General features: G+C 59.6%; 3 protein-coding genes and 1 pseudogene. 3 read left to right on the forward strand and 1 reads right to left on the reverse strand.

Annotation, left to right across the window (positions count from 1 at the left end; translation table 11 throughout):
- A pseudogene (locus L979_RS13915) lies at positions 1-258 on the forward strand (hypothetical protein); the annotation flags it as partial.
- A 170-nt stretch (positions 259-428) separates the two neighbouring features.
- Here L979_RS13915 and L979_RS13920 read toward each other — a convergent pair.
- Complete coding sequence (locus L979_RS13920; RefSeq protein WP_052209914.1) at positions 429-1,103, reverse strand: hypothetical protein; 675 nt, start codon at positions 1,101-1,103, stop codon at positions 429-431.
- Between the two features lie 314 nt (positions 1,104-1,417).
- Between L979_RS13920 and L979_RS13925 the strand changes: the two genes are divergently transcribed.
- Together L979_RS13925 and L979_RS13930 are read left to right on the forward strand one after the other, a co-directional pair.
- Positions 1,418-1,984 carry a hypothetical protein gene (locus L979_RS13925; protein WP_156125621.1) on the forward strand — a complete coding sequence of 189 codons (567 nt, stop codon included), beginning with the start codon at positions 1,418-1,420 and terminating at the stop codon, positions 1,982-1,984.
- Positions 1,974-2,927, forward strand: coding sequence for a hypothetical protein (locus L979_RS13930; protein ID WP_047692859.1), 954 nt, complete (start codon positions 1,974-1,976; stop codon positions 2,925-2,927). The genes L979_RS13925 and L979_RS13930 overlap by 11 nt, the downstream gene beginning before the upstream one ends.
- The last annotated feature ends 3 nt before the right edge of the window (positions 2,928-2,930 follow it).

Genomic DNA, 2,930 nt, shown 5'->3' on the forward strand with positions numbered 1-2,930 from the left:
TGCGGACTCACAGAGCAGGCTCTACACCCTCATTTACGAAGAGCCCGTAAACCGGCGGACGAGGACGTGGATCTCTACGATTGGCCCGATGACATCAAGGCTGGAATGCTCGCAGCAAAGCGCCGAGTTGAGGAACAATACGGCGTGGAAGAGCTGGCGAAGGATGTGGAGTCGGACTGGGCATGGGGCTACCTCTCAGGGCGGATCTCCGCTATTCGCTGGGTGCTGGGGGATGCCTGGCACAACCTTGACAGCTGACGGATCAAGACACGCATGGAGTCTCTGGCTGCGAGATAGCATTTTGAATGCTCCACCATGCACCCAGTTGCCCGCCCCTTCACCCCGATGAGATGACCACTACGTCACGACCCCCAGCCCAAGAGCGCGACCCCATACAGGGTCTCGACGTTATTCACTGGGCCCAATCCTCAAACACGCTCTTTGCGGGTTGAGAGCCAAGCTGAGACCTCTTCCCTAAACGGCCTAAGGCGCCTGTAAGCATCGCGCGCAAACTCAATCTGCCAATCAAAATCCTCTTGACGGAGTTCCGCATGGATGTGAATATAGTTGCGAGCCGTGTAGTAGCCTGCGATCTCATGACCGAGGCCATCACTAATCATGCCTAGCGTCACGGCGGCAGCAACCTTGCTGTCGAATCGAATCTTCGACTCCTGGGTGCGGCGCGTTGCATACACGGCACCAATGACATCCGTAGCATCAGCCTGAGGAAGTTTGCGAATTCGATCCATAATATGTCCCGGGAGCTCCCGCTTCACGAGCGCGCGGTATTCAGGTAAGGCCTTAACGACAGGCTCGCCAGACGCCTCAACGAAGAGAAGGTAGTGAATTGCGGCTTCATAAATCGATGCGTACTGTTGAACCTGCAATTGAACCTGAGCTTGAATCGCCCATGGCTCGTCGACCCGAAGGCCTTCCCAGAGTTTATACAAATACCTGGCCGCGTAAAACTCCTGCCCGAGCCTTTTGCGAAGCTCGAGGTCACCGATGAAGTTAAAATAGTCGACATGCCATGCCAGGTCACCCGGCAAGTCCTTTCGAGCATACTCCACCGCCTGTGAGCGAATACCCTCTGGAAGCGGCACGGGGTCTCCTTAACTAATTCGCGCAGAGTAGAATTGACGAGAGTTAAAGTATCTAATTCGATCGATGCGGTAACTCCGTTACGCCTCCGCCTCTGGCATAGAGCCTACACGTTGAAGCGGAACTCCACCGCATTCCGGCACATACCAACCTGTGGTTGCGTGTCTGGCTGGCATCGCCTCGGCCCCCACCTCGCCCCTTCCGGAGACGCAGAAGGTGGGGCAGCGGGGGCACGCGACCCGATCTCGCGTCCGCCTCTGTCGGCAGCCCCTGATAGGACATAATGACAGGTGACTGCGACCCACAGGGAGGTGACTTGGTGCTGCCTGCACTTGACGAGCAGACGGGCCTGCTTCCGCTGGGCCGATTCGGCGCGTCGTTGGAAGAGATCAAATCCCACTACGTTGACGATCCCCGGTTCGCGAAGTCGGCGACCCGCGCCGAGATCTGGCAGCACTTCGAGTCCGCTACCGACGGCATCCGCTCTGTCGTCCCCGTGGTGTGCGTATGGGTGGGTGGCAGCTTCCTTACCGACAAGATCGATCCTGACGACATCGACCTCGTCTACTGGGGCGAAGACGTGCTCGTTGACCAGGTGACCGACCCCAAGGATCGGTACATCCTGCAGATGTTCGGGATGAACCAGGTCCGGCCAGCGACGGGCCTGCGCGTTGATACTCGATACTGCCTATGGCACGTGTTCCCCGAGGCGGACCGCGCCCACTCAGTCGAGCACCCGTCATATGCGTTGAATCGTGGCTACTGGGATGACTTCTGGATGCGCAAGCGCAACGGCGCGAAGGAAGATCCTCCGCAACGGCCGGATGCCCTACCGCAGCGCGGCTACTTCGAAGTGACTCTGGACGGTTTCCATGGCGTTTGACTGGGAGCAGTTCAAGGCCAACGTCCAAGGCGAAGCTGAGTGGCAGGACGCAGATGATCTTGCGCGCATGAGCATCGAGACTCTGCGCGCTGAGCACGGCTTGCTGCGGCGCGACGCTTCTTCAGGGTCTCTGCGCCTGACTGGGCCAGGAATCACGATCCACTCGGGAGCGATCGACGGGATTGCTGACACGCTTCGCAATTTTCAGCGCCTGGTGCTTGCGACAGGCCTCGCGGTGAAGGGGCACAAGTCGTTGCGTGGGCAACCGCCCGCCGACGTCGTCTCGAAGACCCGACTGAACCTCAATGGTTCACCACTGCCGGGAAGCCTCATCCTGCAGATCGTGCCGACGACTTCGCCAGCGGACGAGATCTCACCCGATGGCCAAGTCGGGCTGTTCGGAGACGACAATGCAGAGCCCCAGTTGATCGACACCGCCATGAAGCGAGCACTGGGACTGCTCGAGGACGGACGTCGTCTCGGCCCAGATGCCGACACCAGTGACTTCTTGGCGCGCATCCGCGAGTACGGACCGCGCGTCGCCACGACGTTGCGCGACTTCTCGACAGGTCTGGTGAAATCAGGGTTCGAGCCTGATCTCACTTGGTCCCAGCCTCGCCAGGCGCGCCTGCGCACGCGCCTCTCCACGGCTGAACTCGCTCACATTGGAGAGCTCATCGCTTCTCGGGAACTCGAGCTCGAGCCGACCACCATTTGCGGCATCTTGCGGACTGTCAGCGAGATCAGCGCTTGGCAGCTGGAGATCGAGGACGGCGAGATCGTCAAGATCGACGCGAAGAAGATCCCTGCGGCGAACACTGCAACGCTGCGCACCGGCATGTCAGTTTCAGTCGATGTGTCAGTCACGGAAGAAACCGGCCCTGCCGGCGAAGTTAAGCCCGAGTACACGGCGACGTCGTTCACAGTGCTGAGCAACCCGTAAGGC

It is taken from the genome of Kocuria sp. ZOR0020 (assembly GCF_000800955.1).
Lineage (GTDB): Bacteria > Actinomycetota > Actinomycetes > Actinomycetales > Micrococcaceae > Kocuria > Kocuria subflava.

What these genes read in the sequence shown, in the direction of transcription:
- L979_RS13930 (WP_047692859.1), top strand. Translation starts at nt 1,974, where the DNA reads ATGGCGTTTGACTGGGAGCAGTTCAAGGCCAACGTCCAAGGCGAAGCT.